23 protein-coding genes and 1 pseudogene are annotated in these 25397 nt (G+C 35.1%); 23 read left to right on the top strand and 1 reads right to left on the bottom strand.

The genetic code is table 11. From position 1 onward, the window contains the following. The first annotated feature begins 140 nt into the window (after positions 1-140). Positions 141-440, top strand: coding sequence for a type II toxin-antitoxin system RelB/DinJ family antitoxin (locus BLP98_RS04385; protein WP_074482091.1), 300 nt, complete (start codon positions 141-143; stop codon positions 438-440). Here BLP98_RS04385 and BLP98_RS04390 read toward each other — a convergent pair. Continuing rightward, positions 406-1308, bottom strand: coding sequence for a LysR family transcriptional regulator (locus BLP98_RS04390; protein WP_074482092.1), 903 nt, complete (start codon positions 1306-1308; stop codon positions 406-408). The genes BLP98_RS04385 and BLP98_RS04390 overlap by 35 nt on opposite strands. 359 nt (positions 1309-1667) lie before the next feature. On the opposite strand from BLP98_RS04390, the gene BLP98_RS04395 reads away from it, so the two are divergent. From BLP98_RS04395 to BLP98_RS04495, 22 genes and pseudogenes are all read left to right on the top strand, one after another. Next, the gene (locus tag BLP98_RS04395; protein ID WP_074482093.1) at positions 1668-2105 is read left to right on the top strand and encodes a hypothetical protein; all 438 of its coding nucleotides are present in this window, start codon (positions 1668-1670) and stop codon (positions 2103-2105) included. 246 nt (positions 2106-2351) lie between these two features. Continuing rightward, a complete protein-coding gene (locus BLP98_RS04400) occupies positions 2352-3728 on the top strand; it encodes a sugar transferase (RefSeq protein WP_074482094.1) in 1377 nt (458 codons plus the stop codon). A gap of 2 nt (positions 3729-3730) precedes the next feature. Continuing rightward, entirely contained in the window at positions 3731-5188 is a 1458-nt protein-coding gene (locus tag BLP98_RS04405) for a flippase (RefSeq protein WP_074482095.1), read from the top strand. Further along, complete coding sequence (gene glf, locus BLP98_RS04410) at positions 5188-6294, top strand: UDP-galactopyranose mutase (protein WP_074482096.1); 1107 nt, start codon at positions 5188-5190, stop codon at positions 6292-6294. The genes BLP98_RS04405 and glf (BLP98_RS04410) overlap by 1 nt, the downstream gene beginning before the upstream one ends. A gap of 17 nt (positions 6295-6311) precedes the next feature. Beyond that, positions 6312-7322, top strand: a pseudogene (locus BLP98_RS04415) (NAD(P)H-dependent glycerol-3-phosphate dehydrogenase); the annotation flags it as partial. 57 nt (positions 7323-7379) lie between these two features. Continuing rightward, entirely contained in the window at positions 7380-7778 is a 399-nt protein-coding gene (gene tagD / locus BLP98_RS09550; protein ID WP_234792797.1) for a glycerol-3-phosphate cytidylyltransferase, read from the top strand. Between the two features lie 11 nt (positions 7779-7789). After that, positions 7790-8605 (top strand): LicD family protein, encoded by an 816-nt coding sequence (locus tag BLP98_RS04420; protein ID WP_074482097.1) that lies wholly within the window; start codon positions 7790-7792, stop codon positions 8603-8605. Positions 8606-8625: 20 nt separating this feature from the next. Beyond that, the gene (locus BLP98_RS04425) at positions 8626-9465 is read left to right on the top strand and encodes a LicD family protein (RefSeq protein ID WP_074482098.1); all 840 of its coding nucleotides are present in this window, start codon (positions 8626-8628) and stop codon (positions 9463-9465) included. 28 nt (positions 9466-9493) lie between these two features. Next, a complete protein-coding gene (locus BLP98_RS04430; RefSeq protein WP_074482099.1) occupies positions 9494-10558 on the top strand; it encodes a glycosyltransferase in 1065 nt (354 codons plus the stop codon). Positions 10559-10601: 43 nt separating this feature from the next. After that, the gene (locus BLP98_RS04435) at positions 10602-11849 is read left to right on the top strand and encodes a hypothetical protein (RefSeq protein ID WP_074482100.1); all 1248 of its coding nucleotides are present in this window, start codon (positions 10602-10604) and stop codon (positions 11847-11849) included. Positions 11850-11858: 9 nt separating this feature from the next. Beyond that, positions 11859-12854, top strand: coding sequence for a stealth family protein (locus BLP98_RS04440; RefSeq protein WP_074482101.1), 996 nt, complete (start codon positions 11859-11861; stop codon positions 12852-12854). Positions 12855-13217: 363 nt separating this feature from the next. Then, positions 13218-14738: an LCP family glycopolymer transferase CpsA gene (locus BLP98_RS04445; protein ID WP_074482102.1), complete on the top strand. Its 1521-nt coding sequence runs from the start codon at positions 13218-13220 to the stop codon at positions 14736-14738. A 5-nt stretch (positions 14739-14743) separates the two neighbouring features. Next, entirely contained in the window at positions 14744-15475 is a 732-nt protein-coding gene (cps4B, locus tag BLP98_RS04450; protein WP_074482103.1) for a capsular polysaccharide biosynthesis protein Cps4B, read from the top strand. 8 nt (positions 15476-15483) lie between these two features. Continuing rightward, positions 15484-16173 (top strand): Wzz/FepE/Etk N-terminal domain-containing protein, encoded by a 690-nt coding sequence (locus tag BLP98_RS04455; protein WP_074482104.1) that lies wholly within the window; start codon positions 15484-15486, stop codon positions 16171-16173. A 14-nt stretch (positions 16174-16187) separates the two neighbouring features. Continuing rightward, entirely contained in the window at positions 16188-16910 is a 723-nt protein-coding gene (locus tag BLP98_RS04460) for a tyrosine-protein kinase (RefSeq protein WP_074482105.1), read from the top strand. Positions 16911-16931: 21 nt separating this feature from the next. Then, positions 16932-18308, top strand: a complete 1377-nt coding sequence (locus tag BLP98_RS04465; protein WP_074482106.1) for a sugar transferase — start codon at positions 16932-16934, stop codon at positions 18306-18308. A gap of 53 nt (positions 18309-18361) precedes the next feature. Continuing rightward, on the top strand, positions 18362-19774 hold the full coding sequence (locus tag BLP98_RS04470) for a flippase (RefSeq protein ID WP_074482245.1): 1413 nt from the start codon (positions 18362-18364) through the stop codon (positions 19772-19774). Positions 19775-19783: 9 nt separating this feature from the next. After that, the gene (glf, locus tag BLP98_RS04475; RefSeq protein WP_074482107.1) at positions 19784-20893 is read left to right on the top strand and encodes a UDP-galactopyranose mutase; all 1110 of its coding nucleotides are present in this window, start codon (positions 19784-19786) and stop codon (positions 20891-20893) included. Positions 20894-20910: 17 nt separating this feature from the next. Further along, positions 20911-21702, top strand: coding sequence for a DUF4422 domain-containing protein (locus BLP98_RS04480; RefSeq protein WP_074482108.1), 792 nt, complete (start codon positions 20911-20913; stop codon positions 21700-21702). Between the two features lie 21 nt (positions 21703-21723). Next, positions 21724-23076, top strand: coding sequence for an O-antigen polymerase (locus BLP98_RS04485; protein WP_074482109.1), 1353 nt, complete (start codon positions 21724-21726; stop codon positions 23074-23076). A 53-nt stretch (positions 23077-23129) separates the two neighbouring features. Continuing rightward, entirely contained in the window at positions 23130-24233 is a 1104-nt protein-coding gene (locus BLP98_RS04490) for a glycosyltransferase (RefSeq protein ID WP_074482110.1), read from the top strand. Positions 24234-24253: 20 nt separating this feature from the next. After that, on the top strand, positions 24254-25384 hold the full coding sequence (locus BLP98_RS04495; RefSeq protein ID WP_074482111.1) for a glycosyltransferase family 1 protein: 1131 nt from the start codon (positions 24254-24256) through the stop codon (positions 25382-25384). Positions 25385-25397 lie beyond the last annotated feature (13 nt).

Raw genomic sequence — 25397 nt, forward strand, 5'->3', positions numbered from 1 at the left:
AAGTGGTATTTTGGTTATTTGGAACGAAAAGATGCCAAAAAGCTCACATCATACCATAAAAAATGATAAATAAGTGTTTCCAACGGAAAAAAATGTGCTATAATACAATTATCAGAATATTCAGAAAAGAGGTAGACGGTATGTCATTAATCAAAATCGACATCGATGATGAGCTAAGAAATGAAGCTTCAAAAATCTACCGAGAACTAGGTCTTGATATGTCGACAGCTATTCGTTTATTTCTGGTTCAAAGTGTGATAACAAAGGGGCTTCCATTTCCGATTAGACTTGAAAGAATATCACTTTCAAGTCTAATCGGAAATAGCAGAACTGGAAGATTAACTTTTCATAATATCTTATCAAAAACGCCAATGATTATAAAATCATTGGCGTTTTTACATACTCTTAAAAGGTTGTTTCTTCCAAAAGATAGTCAATGAAACGTTCGCCCATTTTAGAAAGGTTAGCTTTTTCGTGGCGAATGTAGACAATATCAATCATATCTTCAACATCAAGTGGAATAGATACAATATCATCTCCGTTTAAGTTGCTGTTTAAGATACCAGTCGCAATGGTATAACCATCAAGACCAATTAAAAGATTGAACAGTGTAGCACGGTCACTGACGACGATTGATTTTTTGTGCGGAATTTGAGATAAAATTTCTTCAGAGAAGTAGAATGAGTTGTGAATTCCTTGATCGTAGCTTAGGTAAGGGAAATCTTCAAGATCTTCCATGGTCACGAGTTTTTTCTCAGCTAACGGGTTGTTTTTGCTGACAAAAATGTGTGGTCGTGTCTTAAAAAGGCTTGTATAAGTCAAGTGATTGTCATCAAACATCTTGGTCAAGACGTCACGGTTGTAACTGTTTAGGAAAAGTACCCCGATTTCTGATCGGAAGTTTTTGACGTCATCGATAATTTCATATGTTCGGGTTTCACGAAGAAAGAGCTCATAACGTGACATATCTGTGCCTTTTAACAAAGAAACAAAGGCATTAACCACGAAAGCATAGTGTTGCGCTGAGACACTAAAGAGTTCACGGTTGGTATTTTTACTCTTGTAGCGTTCCTCGAGAAGTGCTGTCTGTTCAAGGATTTGACGCGCATATGAAAGAAATTCAACCCCATCTTTGGTTAAGGTAATTCCCTTAGGATTTCGAATAAAAATCTCGATTCCCATCTCACGTTCCAAGTCACGAACAGCGTTTGATAAACTTGGTTGTGTAATGAAAAGTTGCTTGGCAGCCTCGTTCATACTGCCGGTTTCCACGATTTTGACGATGTAATGTAATTGTTGTATTCTCATAGCTTTAGTTTAGCTTAAAATTGCAAATCCCGCAAGTAGTCAGAATCTTTAGAATATGTAAGCGTTAAAAGAACGAACAATGAAAATCTGAAAAAAATATGAAAAAACTGTAACCGTTTTGTAACATTTCTACCTAAGGAAAATTATGTTTTCAGAAAACGACACCAACCTAGTAAAAATAAGGATTTTTATCCAAAAATCAATATTAAAAATTCAAAAAATTAAAGATTTGAAAAATTATTTCAATGATGCTAGAATATAAATCATCGCGAATGCAGTATTTCTGTGGGAGGAAATATCACATGGCATTCGAACTCAGTAAAAATTCATAATAATAGACAGATTGGGATGGAGAATTTATGAATTCAAATAATAAGGGAAGCATCGCTTTTGATGTGCTTTATTTAGTGCACCCAAAAGTTGATGAATCATTTTCGAGGATTTCGATGAAGACAAATTCGAGAATGGTTAAGCTATTTAGGACAAGTTTTTTACAAGCGAGAGAGTGTTCTTCTCGGGATTGTAAGAGAAGATTGTTGACGATTGCGTCAATGATTAAGGTAAATCAGGAAAAAATAAGCGAGTTATGTCATAATCAGTCATTTGATCAATCGAGTAAAACTCGTCTTTTAGCTATTTTGGATAAAATCAAAAACTTAAGAGTAATTTGTAGTACGACAAAAAGCATTAAGTATAAGTTTTTCTTCAAAATCATAAAAGCAGTAACGAAACTTGTTATTGAACTCATTTTAGCAGTGGCGAGGATGCCAAATGCTCTTGCTATCACTGTAGCATAAAAAAGATGCCAGTTTTGGGAGAATTGGTATTGTTTAAAGCTTTCAATGACAAAGACAACCTTAAGTTGAGTATTTGAGCTTAATAACTTGAGGCTGAACAAAAATACGTTTGAGCTGGGAACTCGACGTTAACAAGAACAAGCAATGCTTATGGGAAAGCATTGAAAAAATGATAAAAGTTTATTGGGATTTTGTAACTTTTATCGCATAAGGGAAATTAGGATTTTTAGAATAGGGAATAGGACTATGTACAGCGAGAATCTAAGAAAAAAGATTTATTATCTTTTGGCTGATGTTCTGGCTTTGATTATCAGTTACATTGTACTATCAAGCGTATATTCATACGCTATTTTTGATAGTTATTTTTTTGCAGCTTTTTTTGGGATTTTGGTTATATTTATTAGTGTTTTGAATAATGATTATTCATCATTTGCTGGCCAAAATTTTGTAACAAATGCTAAAAAGTCAATCGCTTATGGCTTGAGGGTGAGTATCCTTTTCACATCTGTTTTGTGTTTGGGACATTTTCATTTTGTGAAAATCATTGGTCATCCAGTTTATTACCTTGTCAGTCAGTTGTTTGTCCTCGTGACAATGACCTTATTGATTGGACGTCAGCTAACAACTTATTGGCTTAAAGGACGTCAGGAAGAAGCTAAAAAAGTTTTATTAGTAACTGATTTTAATAATAGCCGAGCTCTAGAAGCCAATTTACAGGCATCAAATTATGACGTCATTGCTTATATCAGCAATTGTGTTAATGCTGAAGTAGACAAAGACGTCCTACAAAACGAAAAGGAAATTAGAGATTTTGTTTCCTGTCATCAGGTTGATGAAATCGTTGTTTCCAGAAATAACCAAGCCATTGTTTCAAAATTCGCCCATTGTTTGAAGTGTTTGGGGATTCCGACGACACTTGATCTCACAGGTAATGCTGGAAAAGCTAATAGTGAGAGTACTTTGATCAAACTTGGTTCAAAGACTTACGTGACTTTTGCCTCAAATATTGTTAAAGGGCGTCAAATTGTTCTAAAACGTTTGATGGATATTGTGATTGCAATTGTCGGTATCATCTTAACAGGATTGGTTGCCTTGATAATCGCACCAATCGTTAAAAAACAATCACCAGGTCCTTTGATTTTCAAACAAAAACGTGTTGGGAAAAATGGTAAGGTTTTTGAGATTTACAAATTCCGAAGCATGTATACAGATGCGGAAGAACGTAAAAAAGAATTGATGGCACAAAATGATTTGGACACAGATTTGATGTTCAAGATGGAAGATGATCCACGAATTTTTCCATTTGGTCATAAACTTCGTGATTGGTCTTTGGATGAGTTGCCACAATTTATTAATGTGCTAAAAGGTGATATGTCAGTTGTTGGGACGCGTCCACCAACCCTTGATGAGTACCATCGCTATGAATTACATCACTTTAAACGCCTGCTAGCAAAACCAGGAATTACAGGTCTTTGGCAAGTCAGCGGACGTAGTGATATTACGGATTTTGAGGAAGTTGTAGCCTTGGACATGGATTACATTCAACATTGGACGCTCTTTACAGACACCAAAATTATTTTAAAAACTTTTGCCGTTGTCTTAAAGAGAGAGGGAAGTAGGTAGTCATGCGAAAAAATAAAAGAAGCTCAGTAAAATTAAATATTGTGATGAACTTTATTTTGACAATGTCTAATTTTATTTTTCCCTTAATTACCTTTCCTTATGTCTCACGGGTACTTTTACCGGTGGGGACTGGTAAGGTTGCCTTTGCGACTTCGATTGTTTCTTACTTCTCCATGGTTGGTATGTTGGGAATTCCAACCTATGGTATTCGTGCTTGTGCTAAAGCAAGAGACAACAAAGATGACTTGTCAAAGACGGTTCAAGAAATCATGGTGATTAATACCATTGCAATGACTTTGTCTTTGATGACTTATATCCTTGCGATTTTCTTGGTACCTAGGATGGCACAGGATAAGACGCTCTTTATGATTAATGTGGCCACTTTATTTTTCAATTTAATTGGCTGTGAGTGGCTTTATAAAGCTTTGGAGCAATATTCATATATCACTATTAGATCAATTATTTTAAAACTTGTATCACTGATTTTAATGTTCATGTTGGTTCATCAAAAAAGTGATTATGTCCTTTATGGGGCCATCACCATTTTAGCTAGTGTTGGATCAAATTTCTTTAATTTCATTAATTTGAGACGTTTTCTTAATTTCAAATGGTACAGCCATATGGATTTGAAACAGCATATTGGTCCAATTTTTAGTTTCTTTATGATGACCATCGCCACAACCATTTATACGAATTTGGATTCAGTGATGTTAGGATTCATGAAGGGAGATGAGGCTGTCGGCTATTACAATGCCGCTGTAAAAATCAAATCGATTCTAGTCAGTTTAGTAACTTCTATGGGGGCTGTTTTACTTCCACGTTTGTCATTTTACATCAAAGAAGGAAGAAACAGAGAGTTCAAGGAACTGACGATTCGCTCATTACAGTTTGTATGCTTTATCTCAATTCCATTGTGGTTTTACTTTACGATTTATGCAAAAGAAGGCATTTACTTCTTGTCAGGTTATGCCTACACAGGGTCAATCCTTCCCATGCAAATCATCATGCCGACATTGTTTTTGATTGGGCTATCAAACTTATTGGGAATTCAAATACTTGTTCCGATTGAACGAGAAAAGGATGTTTTAAAATCTGTTTCGCTCGGTGCGATTGTCAATCTAGTGATTAATGCCATTTGCATTCCGAAATTTGGGGCTTCGGGTGCCGCTTTTGGAACATTGGTTGCTGAATTTTTCGTAACAAGCTATCAGATTTATGTGTTAAAAGATTTTTTGAAAGACATTATGGGTAATATCAAACCGTACAAGAACTTATTGGGAGCATTAGTAGCATCACTTGGTGCTATAGTTGTTGTTTCGGTGTTACACATGACATCACTTTTCTTGACTTTAGTCGTATCAGCATTGGTATTTGGACTTATCTATGGAATATTTGGGATTATTTTAACAGAAGAGTTTACCATCTATTTGTTAAATTATGTTAAAAACAGGAGATTTTAATGTCAAACTATGATTATTTAGTTGTTGGTTCAGGCCTTTTTGGGTCAATTTTTGCCCATGAGGCTGCCAAAAAAGGGAAAAAAGTAAAGGTCATTGAAAAACGTGACCACATCGCAGGAAATATCTACACCAAAGAGGTTGAAGGCATTCAAGTTCATGAGTATGGTGCACATATTTTCCATACATCAGATAAAAAAATCTGGGATTACATCAATCAATTTGCGGAGTTTAATCGTTATACGAACTCACCGATTGCTAACTACAATGGCGAAATTTACAATTTGCCATTTAACATGAACACCTTCAATAAACTCTGGGGTGTGGTGACACCACAAGAAGCACAAGCTAAGATTGCTGAACAACGTGCAGTTCTTGGTGGAAAAGAACCTGAAAACTTAGAAGAGCAAGCTATTTCATTAGTTGGAACAGACATCTACGAAAAATTGATTAAAGGCTATACTGAAAAGCAATGGGGGAAAGCTTGTACAGAATTGCCAGCCTTCATTATTCGTCGTTTGCCAGTTCGCTTGACTTATGACAATAACTATTTCAACGATACCTATCAAGGCATTCCAATCGGTGGTTACACACAAATCATTGAAAAAATGCTAGCGCATGACAACATCGATGTGGAGACAGGCGTTGATTTCTTCGATAAAAAAGAAGAGTACCTCAAAGCCTTTCCTAAAATTGTCTTTACAGGGATGATTGACCAATTCTTTGATTACCAACTGGGTGAACTGGAATACCGTAGCCTACGTTTTGAAACCGAAATCTTAGATACAGACAATTATCAAGGAAATGCTGTGGTTAACTACACCGATGCCAAAACACCTTACACTCGTATCATCGAGCACAAGCATTTCGAATTCAGCACACAGCCTAAGACCATTATTACCAAAGAACATTCTAAGACATGGGAAAAAGGTGATGAACCTTACTATCCAGTGAATAATGACCGCAACAACAATCTTTACCAAGAGTATAAGAAATTGGCGGATGCACAAGGAAATGTCATCTTTGGTGGACGCTTAGGGCAATACCGTTACTACGACATGCACAAAGTCATCGAAGCGGCTTTAGCGTGTGTTGCTGAAGAATTGTAGGATTGAGGGTGATTAAAGTGAAATCGATAGGAGTTATTGGCGCTGGGACCTGGGGACTTGCTTTAGCGCGTGTCTTAGCATCAAATGGGAATGATGTTACGGTATGGTCAGCCATTCCATCTGAAATCGATGAGTTAGTGACGACACATAAAAACCACCGATTGCCTGAAATGGTTATTCCAAACAGCATTGCTTTCACCAAATCTTTGGAAGTAGCCTGTCAGAATAAGGATATTATCTTGTTTGCAGTGCCGTCTTTGTATGTCAGAGAAACAGCTGAAAAAGTGAGAAGTCTGATTCCAGATGATCAGATTATTGTAGATGTGGCTAAGGGGATTGAAAAAACCACTCATTACATGTTATCTGAAGTCATCTCAACTGAGATTAAAAGAGATGGCAAACACGATCACATTGAGATTGTTGCTTTATCGGGACCAACACATGCTGAAGAAGTGGCACTGGATATGCCAACCACCATTGTTTCAGCTTGTGAGAATGAAAAAGCTGCCAAATTTGTTCAAGATGTCTTTATGAATAAAACACTTCGTGTTTATACGAACAGTGACATCAAGGGAGTTGAACTTTGTGGCGCTATGAAAAATATTGTCGCACTTGCTGCTGGTATTTCACAAGGATTGGGATACGGTGATAATGCCAAAGCAGCTTTGATTACACGCGGTATGTCTGAGATTAAACGTTTAGGCCAAGCGATGGGATGCTTGGAATCAACGTTTGATGGACTGGCTGGTGTGGGTGATTTGATTGTAACAGCAACTAGTGAACATAGCCGAAATAACAGAGCCGGTCAATTAATTGGCCAAGGCTACTCTGTTGATGAGGCAATTGAAAAAGTTCAAATGGTTGTTGAAGGAATTAACGCCCTTCCAGCAGCGCTTGAATTATCTGAGACCTTTAAGGTTGAATTACCAATTGTGACAGCCGTCAATAGCATTATTAATGACAAGAAAGATCCACATCAAGTGGTTCAAGCTTTGATGGGACGTCACAAAAAATCAGAAAGCGGCAAATCATTCTTAGCAACGACCTATGAAGCAAAAGTACAAAACAAAAAAAGGGGAAATAAAATGAAAAGGGTTATTACTTATGGAACATTTGATTTATTGCACTATGGACATATCAATCTGTTAAAACGTGCTAAAGCATTGGGAGACTATCTGGTTGTTGTCATTTCATCAGATGAATTTAACTGGAATGAAAAACAAAAGAAATGTTACTTTAGCTACGAACAACGCAAAGCCTTGGTTGAATCAGTCCGTTATGTGGATCTTGTAATCCCAGAGAAAAACTGGGAACAAAAGAAAGAAGATGTTCATGAATATCATATTGATACCTTCGTTATGGGAGACGATTGGAAAGGTAAATTTGATTTCTTGAAAGATGAAGGTGTAGATGTTGTCTACCTTCCACGCACACCTGAAATTTCGACAACACGAATCAAAAAAGATTTGAATGCGAAGGGATAAAGGTGGGAAGTATGGAAGAGTTATCGAAAATTCAAAAAATCATCTGGAACATCATGTCTGAAATCAAGCCCTATCTTATTGAAAATGACATTGACTATTACATGTTAGGTGGGACTTTACTTGGTGCTGTGCGACACAAAGGCTTTATTCCATGGGATGATGATATTGACCTTGGAATTCCGCGTGAGCAATATGATGACTTCCTTAAAAATGTAGCGAAACAATTGCCAAGCTATATGGAAGTTAATACCTTTTATGATGAAACAGACCATCATTATTACTTTGCTCGAATCGTGGACACTCGTTATCATTTAAGACGTATGGGGAGCGAAGTCGAACGTACAGAAGATGCTTGGATTGATATTTTTCCTTTAGATGGTATGCCAAATAATTACTTCATTCGTGAAATTCATAAGATGCGTCTCTTGGTTTCACGTGCTTTCTACCACATTGCGACATTTGACCGTGTCAATCTTCAACGTCCAAATCGTCCTTTGTCAGAACGTTTGGTTATCAAATTTGTCCAATTAACAGGCTTTGGTCGTAATATGGACGCTAAAAAATGGCTATGGAAAATCGATAGCCTATTGAAGAAATATCCCTACAAGGATTCAAAATGGGTCGTTAACTTCATGGGACAATACAAATTTAAAGAAATGTTTCCAAAAACAAAATACGGTCATGGGAAACTGTATGCTTTTGAAAACAATGTCTTACAAGGTCCAGAAGATGCCGATTTTATTTTGTCACAAATGTATGGTGATTACATGACACCACCTAAAGACTCTGATAAAAATGCTCACGCTGCAGAGTTAGAAGTAAGCTAGAAACCTTAGAAAGGATCTACATGACAAAAGAAAATCAAACAGATCTTGAATTCATTCAAGAAAAAGAATTAGAGATGGCTAAAATCATCATGTCTATCTGTGATAAGCATGATATTGAGTATTACATCATGGGTGGGACCCTTCTTGGTGCCGTCCGTCATCAAGGTTTTATTCCTTGGGATGATGATCTTGATATCGGCATGAAACGACAAGATTACGAAAAATTCCTAGACTTGGTTGCTGATGAATTGCCAGATAACTTTGGTCTAAAACATTTCACAACAGACAGTGATTTTCCTTATCCCTATATTCGAATCGAGAATGAAAAGGTTCAGTTGCGTCGTGATTATACGAAAAATAAAACCATACAAAATCTTTGGGTAGATATTTTTCCTTTGGATGGTGTGCCAGCAGGTGGCTTTGAGCGCTTTAAATGGGAAAAGACTTTAACGCTATTGAGGGAAATGCGCAATTTGTCTTGTCTCAGCGAGCTTGTCAACCTAAATAAAAAACACGGTGGTTTCAAAAAATCATTGATTATGCTGGCACTGAATCTAAAGGTTGAAAAATTGTTTAAAACCGGCAATTGGACACGTCGCATCGATGATTTCTTGAAAAGTTATCCAGTAGATGAGATGGAGATGATTGGTAATCCAATGGGAGGGCATTGGTTTAAAGAAGTCTATCCATCATCCTTTTATAAGGAAACTAGCCAGTTAGCCTTTGAAGGGATTAAGATGACAGCCCCTAAAAACTACATTGAAATTTTGCTTAAGATGTACGGGGACTACATGCAATTGCCTAAAGAAGACGAACGTAATTGGCATGGCACAACCTTGTTAACCGATAAAAACAAGTAACAGATTTTTGAAAAATTTAGGAAAAACTATGAAATATTATATTGCAGAACGAAAACCAATCGCAAAGAACATGAAGAATGCCGCTAATAAGGCGCGTGCGGATGTCGAAAAAATCCTTGAGGGTACAGGATATCAAAAAATCGACATCACCATTCCTTATAAAGGCAAACAAAATGCCTTTGCTTCTATTAAAGAAAGCTATCGAAATGTTAAAATTTGGGAGAAAAAACTAGATAGCCTTTCTGCAGGAGATGAAGTGGTGATTCAATTTCCTGTCTTGAGTAAAAACGTCTTTTTATCACGTTTGCTCAAAAAACTAAACCGAAAAAACATCAAAATTGTTATCCTTATTCACGATTTAGAAAGCCTTAGATACATTAACAAAACTAACCTATCATTAGGCCGTAAAATTCGTCTTCGTGTCGAAGAAAAGCCTATCTTATCACAAGCTTCAGGAATTATTGTTCACAACGACAAAATGGGCCAATACTTGATTGATTCTGGTTATGATAGCAAGAAGATTTCATCACTTGAAATCTTTGACTACCTTCATGATGAGTCATTTACAATCAGTCCAAAAACAAAAACTAATGAACTTATCATTGCAGGAAACTTGGATGCCAATAAAATTGGTTACCTCAAGATTATCAATCAAGTTAAAGGTGTTCATTTGCAACTTTTTGGGGCAAATTACACAGCGCCGGAGCATTCTGACAACATTACCTATAATGGTTCATTCTTGCCAGAAGACCTACCAGAAAATCTCCATGGTAGCTTTGGTCTTATCTGGGATGGTGATTCGATTAATTCATGTACCGGTGTTTACGGGGATTATTTAAAATACAATAACCCACATAAAACATCTCTTTACCTATCAACAGGCTTTCCTGTTATTGTCTGGAACCATGCAGCCATGGCTGACTTTGTCTTAAAAGAAAAAGTTGGCTTTGTTGTTACCTCACTAAATGATATTGCCAATGTCATTGCCAACTTGTCAGAAGAAGAGTACAAGGAAATGCTTGCTAATGTTGCTAGAGTGTCAGAACGTCTTCGCCAAGGGTATTATCTGAAAAAATCACTAGGAACTTTTTAAACATGCCAATGAATGATTTTAAGATAGTAGAAAGGAGTTACTCATGTATCCAAAGATAAAGGTTAGAAGAGCTGTCAATGCTTTCTTTTCCTATACATTTGTAACTGCGATTATGCTAAATTCACGTTCGGTATGGATGCACTTAAATCACACGGGTGGTAAGTTTTCAGAATGCATGTTATTGCTTTTGATGGGGTCATTTTTGGGTTATCTCTTGACTAAAGGACGGTTAAATTATAACTATCTGGGCATTACAATGATGATTATTTTGATTGTCACAGGTTATATTGGATTTTGGTTGGTCATCACAAACTATAAGCTGGTATCTGGTAGTAAATTTATCCTAGCGACAGCTACGATTTTGTCTTATTACTATCTCAGTGATGTCAAGGAGAGAAGAGAAGTCTTGTTGCGTTATCGTAATCTTGTTCTTTTTGTGGCAACTGTGTCGATGATTTGCTGGTTACTTTTTTCAATGTTGAAACTTGGTAGCCCGACTTCACATGTCTTTTCAACTTGGACGGGAACTGATGAGCCAAAGTCAGTTGCCAGTTATTATGGCATTTATTTTGAGTCTCAGATACTCCATGGCTTTGTCAGAAATACCGCGATTTTCACAGAAGCACCGATGGCTTCTTTGCAATTTACGATTGGTTTTTTGATTGAGTTTCTAGTCAGTGAGAAAGTACATCCTTTGAATCGGATTTTATTTACCTTAGCGATTTTGAGCACTACCTCAACAACTGGGATTTTGTTGATTCTCTTCTTTTGGCTTTATACCATCATTTCAGCCAAGAATTATGGGACAATCATTGCTTTAATTAAGGTAACCATTGTTCCAGTTGCTTTGATTGCTGCAGTGATTATTGCCAATGTCATGCTGACAGCCAAGATGGGAGAGAGTTCTGGTTCCATCCGAACAGATGATTTTATCGTTGGTATGAAAGCTTGGTCACATAAACCTTTGTTGGGCAATGGTTTTAACAATTCTGATGCCTTAAAAGCCTTCATGGGAGGCTGGCGAAGTTATAATACTGGCTTTAGTAATTCCATTACACAATTATTAGCCCAAGGTGGTTTATGCATGTTTCTACTATATATGTTACCGATTTTCAGTAATTTTAAAAATTTCTTGCGTAATCGTAAATATCGCGTGTTCTTAGTCGGATTTCTCTACTTATTTACTTTTACCATGTTTACTTACCAGTATATTTTGATTTTGCTGATAGCTTTTTTAAGCGACCGTGCTTATGAAAGTCCAGATCTTAGTGTTGATAAATTGAAAGAATAGGAGGTAGTCGTGGACACTAACGTTGATATTGTCCTGCTCTGGGTGGATGGCAATGATCCCGCCTGGCAGGAAGAAAAAAATCACTATTTGCCAGAAGAAAAGAAATACAAAGCGGCGACTAGTGATGCTCGTTTTCGAGATTGGGAAAACCTTCAGTATTTTTTCAGAGGTGTTGAAAAAAACATGCCCTGGGTCAATAAGATTCACTTTGTGACGTGGGGACATTTGCCAAAATGGTTAAATACCGAGCATCCTAAATTACACATCGTTAAACACACCGACTTTATCCCGAAAGAATACTTGCCAACCTTTAACTCACACACAATTGAGTTGAACATGCACCGTATTCCAGGATTAGCCGAGCATTTTATCGAATTTAACGATGATATGTTTATCATCTCGAAGACGACAAAAGAAGATTATTTTGAAAAAGGTTTGCCAAAAGACATTGCTGCGCTGACACCTTATATCGTGAGACCTGATGGCATTGCGCCCATTGTCATGAATAACCTTGAGATTATTAACAAATACTTCTCAGTCAAAGATATCAGAAAGAACAAGAAGTGGTTTTCACCAAAATATGGGAAATACTTGCTTAGAACCTTGCTCTTTTCACGAGGAGCAGCCATCAATGGCATTTATGAACCGCATAATTCGCTATCTTTGATGAAATCAACTTTTGAGGAACTTTGGGAAAAAGAAGGAGAAGTCTTGGATGCAACCTGCCGTAGTAAATTCCGTGAAAAACACAATGTCAATCCTTGGTTGCTGCGTGATTGGCAGTTGATGACTGGACGATTTATTCCTAAAAAGCCAGGTTCAACCAGTTACAATACCCTTCCAAGGGATCTTGATAAGATTATTGAGGTGTTGGAACACCCTAAAAAGGTGAAATGTATCTGCATCAATGATAGTGTACGCATCACTGACTTTGATCAAATGAAGGTAAAAGTCAATCAAGTCTTTGAAAAACTCTTCCCAGAAAAATCAAACTTTGAAAAATAAATAATAAGTGTGGTAGAAATTGATGATATTCAATAATCTATCACACTTTTTTAGCCATAACGTATAAAAATTTTGTTTGGAAATAAAGATAAAAACATGAGAAATTCAGTCATAAAAGTTAGTCATAACGGTTAAAAACGGACGATTTCAAAATGACGAAAATTTTACAAAAATGCAACGAAAATGTGATGATTCGCTCAAATGAGCCATTTTTTAAAAATTAAATCGCTATTATTGACACATTTATGAAAAGGTAAACGAATTATTCTGTAAAGTTTCAAAAAATCTGAAATTGAATATTTGATAAGAAAGTGTTAAAATAAGGACGTTAATGATAATTTAGAAAGCGGAGATTTAATAAAAATGCCGACTTATTCACATCACCATGGTAGTCATCAGGGACATCATCATAGTAGTCATCATAAGCATCATAGAAGTTCAAAACGGCGCTCTCGTTTTAATGGCTTGACGATTGTTAATGGTGCGCTTTTGGTCTTGTATGCATTACTTGCTGGACTTGCGACGTACACCATGTATGCGCATCAGATCTTAGCCTTTAGGCACCTTAACTTAGTTTATACTATTATATTAGTAGCTATTTTTGCGCTTTGTCTGGTCTTGACAATCTGCAAGAAAGGGAAAGTATTGACGACCGTCCTATTAGTGGTTTTCTCAATCATTGCGGCCATCTCACTTTTTGCCTTCAAGTCGATTGTTGATGTGGCTCACAATATGAACGAATCTGCCTCATATTCAGAAATCGAGATGAGTGTGGTCGTTCCAGCCAATAGCTCAGTTAATGATGTCACAGAGCTGTCAAGCGTTCAAGCACCGCTAGATGCTGATAGGAGCAATATTGATGAATTGCTTTCTCATATCAAGGATGATAAGGAAGTTGATTTATCGACTGAGAAAGTTGATTCTTATCAAGTCGCTTATGAAAACTTGGTTAATGGATCAAGTCAAGCTATGGTCTTTAACAGTGCTTACTCAAGTTTGCTTGAAATGTCTTATGACAATTATCAATCAAACCTTAAGACCATCTATACTTATAAGATTAAGAAAAGCGTTAAAGATAAGGCTAAAGCATCAAGTAGTGATGTCTTTAACATCTACATCAGTGGTATTGATACCTATGGTTCAGTCTCAACGGTCTCACGTTCAGACGTTAACTTGATTTTAACCGTTAACATGAAGACGCATAAGATTTTGATGACTGAAACACCACGTGACTCTTATGTTAAGATTCCAGATGGCGGAGCTGATCAGTATGATAAGTTGACCCACGCTGGTATCTACGGTGTTGAGACATCTGAGAAGACACTTGAAAATCTCTATGGCATTAAGATTGATTACTATGCACGACTTAACTTTGATTCTTTCTTGAAATTAATCGATGCCCTTGGTGGTGTGACTGTTTATAATGACCAGGCGTTTACTGCCTATACAAATAAAAATTATTCATTTGAGGTCGGTAATATCAATTTAAGTTCAGGTGAAGAAGCTCTAGCCTTTGTTCGTGAACGTTATAGCCTTGAACATGGTGACTATGACCGTGGTAATAACCAGATGAAGGTCATTCAAGCTATTCTTGATAAGTTGACATCCCTAAAATCTGTATCAAATTATTCTACAATCATTTCTAATGTCCAAGATTCTATCCAGACAGATATGAAAGTAGATACTATGATGAAGTTGGTTAACAATCAACTTGATTCAGGTAAGAAATTTACCGTTACCTCACAAGAAGTAACTGGTACAGGATCAACTGGTCAGTTAGTCTCATACGCTATGCCATCATCAAGCCTTTACATGATTCAATTAGATGATGCTAGTGTGGCAAAAGCTTCCCAAGTTATCAAAGATGTTATGGAAGGTAAGTAAGTTAGATGATAGATATTCACTCACACATTGTCTTTGATGTGGATGACGGACCATCTACTATAGAAGAAAGTTTAGCCTTGATTGGTGAAAGTTATCGTCAAGGTGTTCGTACCATCGTCTCAACCTCTCACAGACGACGTGATTTGTTTAAGACACCTGAGGAAAAAATCTGGGAAAATTTTAAGCAGGTCAAAGAAGCAGCAGAAGCTAAGTTTGACGGCCTTGAGATTTTATATGGTGGCGAACTCTACTATAATAATGCGCTTCTTGAAAAGTTAGAAAATCATCAAGTGCCTCGCATGAATGACACACAGTTTGCTTTGATTGAGTTTAGCATGAAGACTTCATGGAAAGAGATTCATGATGGGCTTAATAAAGTCCTTATGCAGGGCGTTACACCAATCATTGCACATATCGAACGCTATGATGCGCTTGAAAATAAGGAAGAACGCGTGCGTGAGTTGATTAACATGGGCTGCTACACACAGATTAATAGCGCACATATCTTGAAACCAAAGCTTTTTGGAGATAAGTACCGTAAGTTTAAAAAGCGCGCACGTTATTTCCTTGAAAAGAATCTAGTTCACATCGTTGCTAGTGATATGCATAATCTCGATGCTCGTCCTCCTTATATGGACGTAGCGCGAGAAATCATTACGAAAGACTTTGGTGGCAAACGAGCTTACAACCTATTTGAAGGAAATACTAAAACCTTATTAGAAAATAAAGATTTATAGGAGTATATATGAACACAAATGACAACGCAAGTATCGAAATTGACGTTCTCTACTTGCTAAGAAAGTTATGGAGTAAAAAATTCTTTATCGTATTTGTTGGTCTTCTTGTTGGGACAATTGCTTTACTAGGTAGTGTTTTCTTCATTAAACCAAAATACACTTCGACAACACGTATCTATGTTGTTAGCCGAAGTAGTGATGCTAGTCTAACTAACCAAGATCTTCAAGCTGGGTCTTACTTGGTTAACGACTATAAAGAAGTTATCACATCAAATGAAGTCTTATCATCAGTTATTGATCAAGAAAAGTTATCATCATCAACTACTGAACTTTCTAAAGAAATCGCTGTAACTATTCCTACTGATACACGTGTCATTTCAATTGCTGTTACAGATACAGATGCGCAAAGAGCTAGCGATATCGCAAATACTGTTCGTCAAGTGGCTGCTGAAAAGATTAAAGCTGTCACAAAAGTTGATGATGTCACAACACTTGAATCAGCAACAAAACCAAGTCATCCATCATCACCAAATGTTAAGAAAAATGCTGCTATTGGTGCATTAGCAGGAGTTTTCTTAGCTATCGTTGGAATCTTGGTTGCTGAAGTCCTTGATGATCGTGTACGTCGTCCAGAAGATATCGAAGAAACACTTGGTATGACCCTTCTTGGTGTAGTACCAGATGTAGATAAAATGTAAGGGAGAGAATTGTAATGCCACAATTAGAATTAGTAAGAGCCAAAGCTCAAATGATTAAAACCTTGGAGGAGTATTACAATACTATCCGTACAAACATTCAGTTTAGCGGTCGTAACTTGAAAGTTATCGCTTTGACATCTGCTCAACCAGGTGAAGGAAAATCAACCACATCAACTAACCTTGCTATCTCTTTTGCAAAAGCAGGTTTTCGTACATTATTGATTGATGCCGATACTCGTAACTCTGTCATGTCTGGTACTTTTAAATCAAAAGAACGTTATGATGGGTTGACAAGCTACCTATCAGGTAATGCGGAATTGTCAGATGTCATTTGTGATACTACGATTGATAATCTCATGGTGATTCCAGCAGGGCAAGTGCCACCAAATCCAACATCACTTATCCAAAACGATAACTATGATAAGATGATTGAGACAGTTCGTGGACTTTACGATTATATCATCATTGATACACCACCACTTGGTCGTGTGGTTGATGCGGCTATTATTGCTCACAGTTCAGATGCCAGTCTTTTGGTTACAAAACCAGGTGTTGACAAACGCCGTACTATTACAAAACTAAAAGAACAACTTGAACAAAGTGGAGCTGCTTTTCTTGGGGTTATTTTGAATCAATTTGATATTCGTAGAGATTACTACGGTTCATATGGTAGTTATGGTGGCTACGGTTCATATGGTGAGTACGGTAAATCATCGAAAAAAGAAGACAAAAAATAAAGTGTTTTAGAAAAATAAAGTATGTATAGCGAAGATTCGAAAAAGAAATTATTCTATCTTCTCTCTGACATTGTAGCGCTATTAGTAGCATATGGGATTCTAGCAAATATTTATTCATATTCGTTTTTTGAAAGTAAATTCTTTGCAGTTATCTTTGCGGTTCTTCTAGCCCTAATCAGTGTCCTGAGTGATGAGTATTCAAATGTATTAAATAGAGGATATTTACAAGAACATAAAGCGTCGTTAAAGTATGCTACAAGGACGGTTGTGCTGTTATCTTTTGTACTGATACTTGGTAAGTTTCGATTCATCAATGATATCTCAATCATGTCATACACTTTTTTGCTAGTTCTTTTTCTGCTAGTGGCAGGGTTGACTTTTGTCGGCCGAGTATTTGTCAAAAGATGTCTCAAGCCTAAAGAATCTGACAGTAAGAAGATTCTTTTAGTAACTGACTTTAGTGATGAAGAAAAACTTGAAGCAGTTCTTAAGCAAAATAACTATCAAGTGCTTGCTTATATTAGTCACAAAAAGCGTAATGATTTGAAGTACCCAGTTATCTGGGAACTTGATGAGATTCGTGATTTTGTCGCCAACCATCAGGTCGATGAGATCTTTATCAACACCAATTACCAGTCTGATTTTAGAGAAATCGGTCGTTATATTCGCCTGCTTGGTATTCCAACGACTATCAAGGCTGGTAACTTATCAGATTATTATGTGTCTGATAGTGTCGTTAAGAAAATTGATGACTTAACTTTTGTCACAACAGCGGTTAATATTGTCAAATGCCGCCAGCTTGTTCTCAAACGCTTGATTGATATTGTTTTTGCTATTGTAGGAATTATCTTAACAGGAATTGTTGCCCTTATTATTACTCCGATTGTTAAAAAGCAATCGTCTGGGCCTTTGCTGTTCAAGCAAAAGCGTGTCGGTAAAAATGGTAAAGTCTTTGAGATTTATAAGTTTAGAAGCATGTATACTGATGCTGAAGAACGTAAAAAAGAATTGCTAGAGCAAAATGATTTGGATACGAATTTGATGTTCAAGATGGAAGATGACCCTCGAATCTTTCCATTTGGACACAAACTTCGCGATTGGTCTATTGATGAGTTGCCCCAATTCATCAATGTCCTAAAAGGAGAAATGTCAGTGGTTGGGACACGACCACCAACGCTTGATGAATATCATCATTATGAATTGCATCATTTCAAACGCTTGACTACAAAACCTGGTATTACTGGTCTATGGCAGGTCAGTGGGCGAAGTGACATCACCGATTTTGAAGAAGTCGTGGCACTTGATATGAAGTATATCCAAAACTGGAGCATCAGTGAAGATATTAAAATTATTGCCAAAACATTTGGAGTCGTACTAAAAAGAGAGGGAAGTAGGTAGAGTTGATAGTAGAGAAAAATAGGAAAAGAAGCTCCGTAAAATTAAACATAGTCATGAATTTTGTTCTGACTATGTCAAATTTTATTTTCCCATTGATAACTTTTCCGTATGTATCACGTGTTCTTTTGCCTGTCGGAACAGGTAAAGTTGCTTTTGCAACGTCAATAGTTTCATATTTTTCAATGGTTGGTATGTTAGGAATTCCAACCTATGGTATTAGGGCATGCGCAAAAGTTAGAGATGACAGAGACGAATTATCAAAAACTGTTCAAGAAATTATGGTGATAAATTCTGTTGCGATGGGATTATCACTGCTTGTCTATATTATTGCCATAATCTTAGTACCTCGTATGGCACAAGATAAAGTTCTATTTATGATTAATATTGCTACTCTATTCTTTAATTTGATTGGCTGTGAGTGGCTGTATAAAGCATTGGAAGAGTATTCTTATATCACTATCAGATCAATTCTTTTGAAATTAGTATCACTTGTTTTAATGTTCTTGATGGTACATCAAAAAAGCGACTATGTTATTTATGGTGCAATTACTATCTTGGCGAGTGTCGGATCTAACTTCTTTAACTTTATTAATTTACGACGTTTTCTTAATCTAAAATGGTATCCTAATATGAATCTTAGTCAACACGTAAAACCTATTTTTAGTTTTTTTATGATGACTATTGCAACTACTGTATATACTAACCTTGATTCAGTAATGCTTGGATTTATGAAAGGTGATGAAGCAGTAGGATATTACAATGCTGCTGTAAAAATAAAAACAATACTTGTTAGCTTGGTAACGTCTATGGGAGCTGTTCTTCTTCCTAGATTATCTTTTTACATTAAGGAAGGAAAGACTAAAGAATTTAAAGAATTAACCGTTCGTTCTTTACAATTTGTGTGTTTTGTATCAATACCTCTATGGGTTTATTTTACAGTTTTTGCTAAAGAAGGTATTTACTTTTTGTCAGGTGATGCCTATACAGGTTCAATACTTCCTATGCAAATTATTATGCCAACGCTTTTCTTAATAGGAATTTCAAATTTATTAGGCATTCAGATGTTAGTTCCAATGGATAGAGAAAATGATGTTTTAAAGTCGGTTTTTCTTGGTGCAATTGTCAATCTAATAATAAATGCTATTTTTATCCCTAGATTTGGAGCTTCAGGTGCGGCATTTGGTACGTTAGTTGCTGAATTCTTTGTCACAAGCTATCAAATCTATGTATTACGTGATTTTTTGAAAGAAATTGTGGCTAATATCAAATTGTATAAAAATATCATATCTACTTTATTAGCTACTATACTTGTTTTAATAGCAAATATATTATTTATTAGTAATATTTCTTCACTCTTTATAGTATTAGTTATTTCGGCTATTATTTTTGGGCTGATTTACGGCTTAGTAGGGTTGTTACTAAAAGAAGAATTTACTATGTACTTACTACGTTATATGAAAAAATAGGAGATTTTTATGTCAAATTATGATTATTTAGTTGTTGGTTCAGGGTTATTCGGTGCAATTTTTGCACACGAAGCTGCTAAAAAAGGAAAAAAAGTTAAAGTTATTGAAAAACGTGATCATATTGCAGGGAATATCTATACTAAAGAAGTAGAAGGTATTCAAGTGCATGAATATGGCGCACATATTTTCCATACTTCTGATAAGGAAATCTGGAATTACATTAATCAATTTGCAGAATTTAATCGTTATACAAATTCTCCGATTGCTAATTACAAAGGTGAAATTTATAATCTTCCTTTCAATATGAATACGTTCAATAAACTTTGGGGAGTTGTAACACCAGCAGAAGCACAGGCTAAAATTGATGAACAACGTGCCGTTCTTAACGGAAAAGAGCCTGAAAATTTAGAAGAACAAGCTATTTCACTTGTGGGAACAGATATTTACGAAAAGCTTGTCAAAGATTACACTGAAAAACAATGGGGTAAAGCTTGTACAGAATTGCCAGCCTTTATCATTCGCCGTTTACCAGTTCGTTTGACTTATGACAATAACTACTTCAACGATACTTACCAAGGTATTCCAATCGGTGGTTATACACAAATCATTGAAAAAATGCTAGCGCATGATAATATTGATGTCGAAACTGGCGTAGATTTCTTTGATAACAAAGATGAATATTTGAAAGAATTCCCTAAAATTGTCTTTACAGGAATGATTGATCAATTCTTTGATTATCAACTTGGGGAGTTAGAATACCGCAGCCTTCGTTTTGAAACTGAACTCCTTGATATGGAAAATTACCAAGGGAATGCTGTCGTTAACTACACAGATTCTGAAACACCATACACTCGTATTATCGAACATAAACACTTTGAATTCGGAACCCAAGAGAAAACTATTATCACGAAAGAACATCCTAAAACTTGGAAAAAAGGTGATGAACCTTACTACCCAGTAAATAACGATCGTAATAATAATCTTTACCAAGAGTATAAGAAGCTTGCAGATGCGCAAGGAAATGTTATTTTTGGTGGACGACTTGGACAATATCGTTATTATGATATGCACAAAGTTATCGAAGCGGCTTTGGAATGTGTTGAGTGTGAATTAAATTAATGATAAGGAAAAGTGTTTTGAAAGACGTAAAATTAATTGTAGCAACTCATAAAAAATTTCAGATGCCTAAAGATACCAATTTATATCTTCCTCTTCATGTTGGTCGTGAAGGGAAGGAGGATTTAGGTTATATAGGAGATAATACTGGAGATAATATTTCTAGTCTTAATCCTTATTACTGTGAATTGACAGGATTGTATTGGGCGTGGAAAAATCTTGAATGTGATTATCTTGGTTTAGTCCATTACCGTCGATATTTTACAAATAAAAGTCGACCTTATACTGATGACATTAAAATTGATGATGTTATTTTGTTACAAGATGAGGTTGAAGAATTGTTAGCTGAATCTGACGTTATTGTACCTAAAAAGCGTAAGTACTATATTGAGACACTCTATTCGCACTATGCACATACTCTTGATGGTAGCCATTTAGATAAAACACGTGAAATCATTGCAGAGATTTCTCCTGACTATTTAGAGTCGTACGATAAAGTGATGAAGCAACGTAGAGGGTATATGTTCAATATGTTTATCATGAAAAAAGAATTAGTTGATGATTATCTTTCTTGGCTTTTTCCAATCTTAGATAAACTTTATGAAGTTATTGATATGTCAAATTACACTTCTTTTGAAGCTCGTTTATATGGTCGTGTCAGTGAGCTATTATTTAATGTTTGGTTGAACAAAAAAAATATAAAACCAAAAGAAGTTCCTTTTATGTACATGGAAAAAGTGAACATGTGGAATAAAGGTAAATCATTCCTACAGGCTAAATTTTTAGGTAAGAAGTATGGAAAGAGTTTTTAGAATAGTTAGGAAAGTAAAGTTATGATTTTAGTTTGTATTTGTTTGATTTCTTTGTTTTTTGCGATTTTAAACCTCTTTTTGACTAAGAATGATTTTTTTAATCCTGCTGTCATCTTTCCGTTGCTATTTTTGATTCAAGGAATATTTAATATATTTGCGCTAACATATTTAAATTTAGAATTTCATGTTGAAGTACTAATAATATTGTTGATATCATATCTATTATTCACTATTTTTAACTTTATTAATTTGAGGCGAAGACATAGAGAAATTAGTGGCTTTTACTTGGATAATCTGAGTGTAAATAAACCAATAGCTGTCCCGAAGTATGTATATTATTTGGCTATTTTATCGTTTGTTGTTGTGATTTACTTTCAGTATAGACGCTTAGGACAAGTTGCGGCAGTAAGTGGACTCGGAGGAGCAAGTTTGACCGAGAAGATTGCTCTATATGATAAACTCATAAAATTTGATTCAAAACATTTTTCAACTTTAAATATAAATTTACCCAGAATTGTATCAAATCTTTCGATAATAACTCAGGCATTTGGATATTTGATTGCTTATAAAATCGTTCAAAACTTTATTTCAAATAAAACATTTCAAATGTTAGATTTTAGTATTATCATTTTGCTAGTTGGTCAAATGTATTTGGGAGGAAGTAGATCACCAATATTTCGTGTAGTAACATTTATTTTTTTCCTTTTTTATATTCTAAATTTGAATAAAGGATATACAAGAGAGCAAATGCGAAAGGTATTGAGGAAGATTATTCAAGCTTCAATTGTTGTCGTTGCTTTGTTTACAATTAGTTTGACACTTTATGGTCGTGCTGTTGAGTATGATGTATTTCACTATTTATATATCTATCTTGGAGCGCCTTTATACAATTTAGATTTATTTATTCAAAAATATCAGTTTCCTGTAGTTCAAGATTATTTTGGAAGTCAAACTTTTATTTCATTTTGGAATTATTGGCTCCCTAAACGTAATTTACAATCAATAGAATTATATCTTCCTTTTGTAAGATACAACAGCACGTACGAATTGGGAAATGTTTATACGACTTTCTATCAATTTTTATATGATTTTGGTTATATTGGGTTGTGTGTGTTAATGGCGATTATTTCGTTTTATTATACGACTATTTATAGAAGCATTAGGATATCTTCACACAAAAATATATTAACAATGACTCTTTTCATGTATGCATTTTTATTTAACGATTTAATCATGTTGATATTTTCAAATCGATTTTATGAGACGATATTAAATATAAATACATTAAAAATTTTCATTGCAGCATATATTATTAAGTCGGTATTATTTGATAATAGTTTTTATTTTGGAAATTATAAGATTAAGTTACATTAAGTTTTAGTTACTAACTAAATTTAGAAAATATCACATATATTAGAGAGGGTAGGATGGCTTCTCAAGTAAGAGTATTAATGATTTTGCCTACATTTAATTATTCAGGTGGAATTGAGAGTTTTGTAATGAATAATTTACGTCATTTGAATATGAAAGAATTTCAAATAGATATTCTTTCTCACGATGTTAACGCCTTGGATTATGTTTCTGAAGTAGAAAATTTTGGAGGAAAGGTCTTTCTTTTACCTAAATTTTCTCCTAAAAATTTTTCAATCATAAAATCTAACTATGTTGACATTCTTTCGAAAAAACAATACGATGTTGTGCATTGTCATATGGCAAATGCGGCTTTTCTTTATTTGAAATACGCCCAAAGATATAAGGTACCAGTTAGAATTTTACATAGTCATCAAAATAAGGCAGCTGATACTTTGATACATTCACTTAGGAATATTCCACTTTTAGCAATTGGGAAAAAATATGCTAATCACTGTATGGCTTGCACAGCTTTAGCTGGAGATTTTCTATTTCCAAATCATCAGTATGATATAGTTAGAAATGCAATTGATTATAGTGCGTATATTTTCGATGGTGATCGTCGCGTAGCATTACGTAAAAAATTAGGCTTTTTAAAAACAGATATTATAATTGGTCACACCGGTAGACTTACTTCGCAAAAGAATCAAATCTTTCTATTAAGTATACTCGAAAAATTGTCTCTTCAAAATCCAAATTATAAATTAGTGCTGGTTGGTGGCGGTGAGGATAGAGAGTTATTAGGAAAAAAAGTTATAAAGCATGGCTTGAGCGAAAAAGTTAAATTTCTTGGAGATAGAAATGATATTCCAGAACTGTTGCAAGTATTTGACTTATTTGTTTTTCCATCTGTATATGAGGGCTTGGGAATCTCTATTTTGGAGGCACAGGCTAATGGGCTATTCTGTGTAACTTCGACAGGAGTGCCAGAAGATGCAGATATTTCTGCTAATATTGTTCATTTAGATTTGAAACAAGGTGTTGAGATGTGGTGTGAAGTTATTGCAAGTATTGATATTAGTAAGAGAAGCGAGGAGGTTGTTTTAGATCCTAAATATGATATTATAAAAAATGCAGATATATTAGCAGGGTTATATAGATGTTTCTTAAATAGAAGTTAACAGAGTCAAAGGAGAATAATTTGCTAAAAGTACTTATTGTAGGAATGACAGAAAATCCTGGTGGCATGGAGAGTTTTGTACTAAACTATTTACAAAAGTTTGATAAAACAAAGCTTCAGTTTGATTTTTTATCCAATACGATGAATAATATTGCTTACGAAGATATTTTCAAATTAATGAACTGTAAAATGTATCATATTCCTTCATTTGGAAAGTCACCATTAAAAAATAAAATAGAACTTCACCGATTTTTTAAAAAAAATGCAGGTAAGTATGATGCTATCTGGGTACATTTGAATAACTTAGCAAATATTGATTGTCTTAAGTTAGCTAAAAAATATAATATTCCTAGAAGGATTATTCATAGTCATAATTCTAAACATATGGAAACTGGGGTTAAGGGAGCGATAAAAAGATTTTATCATAAGAAAAATCAAATGCTGCTAAAATATTATGCTACAGATTATTGGGCATGCTCGAAAGGTGCCGCAACCTTTTTTTATGAAGATATACATACAGAAAAAGTACAAATAATTCCAAATGCCATTGATGTTGCTCAATCAAAATTTAATCAAAAAGCAAGAAATAAATTGAGAAATCAAAATAATATTGCACCATCTACTTTTGTTTTGGGAAATATTGGACGCTTGCAATATCAAAAGAATCAGGAATTTATATTAGAGGTATTCCGTGATTTTCAGAATATAAGTAAAGATTCAAAATTGATATTAGTGGGTGATGGTCCTGATAAAGAGATGCTAATTAAAAAAACTAATGATTATGATTTGAGAGATAAGGTAATCTTTACTGGTGTTCAGAGTAATATTTCGGAATGGTTGAGTACTTTTGATGTATTTTTCTTTCCGTCAAGGTTTGAAGGATTGGGGATAGCTGCATTAGAAGCTCAAGCAAATGGTTTGCCTGTTATCACATCTACAAGTGTTCCTAAAAAGGTTAATGTTACTGACTTGACAACATTTTTAGATTTAAATGCACCGATTTCTTCGTGGGTTGACGTCCTTCTTTCAGTTAAGAATAATGATAAGCGCTTAAATGGAGACTTGATTGTTCAGAAATTTATTGAAAAGCATTTTGAAATTAGTATTGAAGTAAAGAGGGTACAAAAATTATTACTTGGAGAAGGAGAGTAGTATAATGGTTGAA

Source organism: Streptococcus equinus (assembly GCF_900104225.1).
In the GTDB taxonomy this organism is placed as follows: Bacteria; Bacillota; Bacilli; order Lactobacillales; family Streptococcaceae; genus Streptococcus; species Streptococcus equinus_D.